Source organism: Sphingopyxis sp. Geo25, assembly GCF_949769135.1.
GTDB lineage: Bacteria > Pseudomonadota > Alphaproteobacteria > Sphingomonadales > Sphingomonadaceae > Sphingopyxis.
Genome location: NZ_CATKOZ010000020.1, coordinates 1 through 1443 on the forward strand (window position 1 = coordinate 1; position 1443 = coordinate 1443).

The following is a 1443-nucleotide window of genomic DNA, read 5'->3' on the forward strand; positions in this document are numbered from 1 at the left end:
CCTTCAAGGTCATCGTTCGCCCTTAATGTACGAACTTCACCGTCAGGCATGAGCACTTGATCGTAACGCTCAGCAAAATCTGATCCAACCGACTTATCATAGAACAATTGCCGGTATTTTAATGATGATTTTTTCTTTGCGAACCAGATTATATAATCAACGTTACCTGAAAGAAGCTTGGTCGTCTGCCCGCTATTTTTTTCGAATATTATTTCCGATACGAAGTTTTCAGATCCAAAAACGTCATCGAGAACATTTCTAACAAGGTGAACATTCTCGTCTCCGATCTGCACAAACACGCTGCCGCTTTCATGCAGCAATTCCTTGGCCAGCAGCAACCGATCCCGGAGGTACGTCAGATATGAGTGAATACCGAGTTCCCACGTATCCCGGAACGCCTTGATCATCTCCGGTTCTTGCGTGAGGTCGGCGTCAGCCCCGTCCTTCACGTCGCGCTTGTTCGTGAACGGCTGGAAGTTTGACCCGTATTTGATGCCGTAAGGCGGGTCGATATAGATCATCTGCACCTTGCTAGCCATCGACTCCTTGTGCAGCAGCGAGTTCATGACCAGCAGGCTGTCACCGGCAATTAGGCGGTTCGACCAGCCCTTTTCATGGTGGTAGAAATCTAGCGCTTGCCGAAGAGGTAGGTTCTCGAACGCGGCGGCGAACAGGTCCGCCTGCCGCCATGCCTCACCCGCCTTCTCGCCCTTCAGCCGCTTGCGGGCATTGGCAAGGATCGTGGCTGGGTCCACCCGCTCATGTACATGCAGCGACACGGTATCGACGGCGAAGCTCGCCCCTTCGGCCTTGCCCGCCCAGTTGAGATACGGCTCCTGAAGCCGCTTAAGTTCCACCAGCGCAGCGCGCATTGCATCGGCATCGCCTGAAGCCAGTGCGTCGTCGATCAGCTTCTCCACCGCCGCGCGCTGACTGTCGAACATCAGTTCTGGATCGAGGTGGGGATCGTATTTCCAGACAGTCTTGGGCTGATCTGGATCGTTGTCGGGGTGGACCATGCCCACCTCGGGATTGTTCACCCGCGTTTCGGCATGACGGTAGCTCAGCACCTGCACCGGCCCGCTGGGCTTGCGGTTTACCTTCTTCTTGCCGCTCCCCGCTTTGGGGGTTGAGGGGGTCGTAGGCACCTGGGCTGTCAGTGTGAAGTCATCCTCACCTTCCTCCTCACCGTCCTCGAGTCCGAGTCGAAAAACAGAGCCTCCGCGCCCGCGGCCTTTGCCGAGAACGCCTTCATGCACCAACTCATCCTTGGCCGCGCTGAATTGCTCGTCGGTCAGGCTTGGGACGGCGTCGCGAAGTAATGCTATCAGCGCCAAGTTACCAATGGCCGAGCCATCCTCGGGAACATTACCAAGGATCAGGTCGCGGATAGTCGATGACATTGCGTGGAAAGCCCCTCTACACATTCGATTTTGAAAGCAC

At 55.5% G+C, this 1443-nt stretch carries 1 protein-coding gene; it reads right to left on the bottom strand.

Features of this window, described 5'->3' with window-relative positions:
• Nucleotides 1-1403: DNA methyltransferase (locus tag QOL68_RS18895; protein WP_282950491.1), on the bottom strand; the 1403-nt coding region annotated here is incomplete at its 3' end.
• Nucleotides 1404-1443 lie beyond the last annotated feature (40 nt).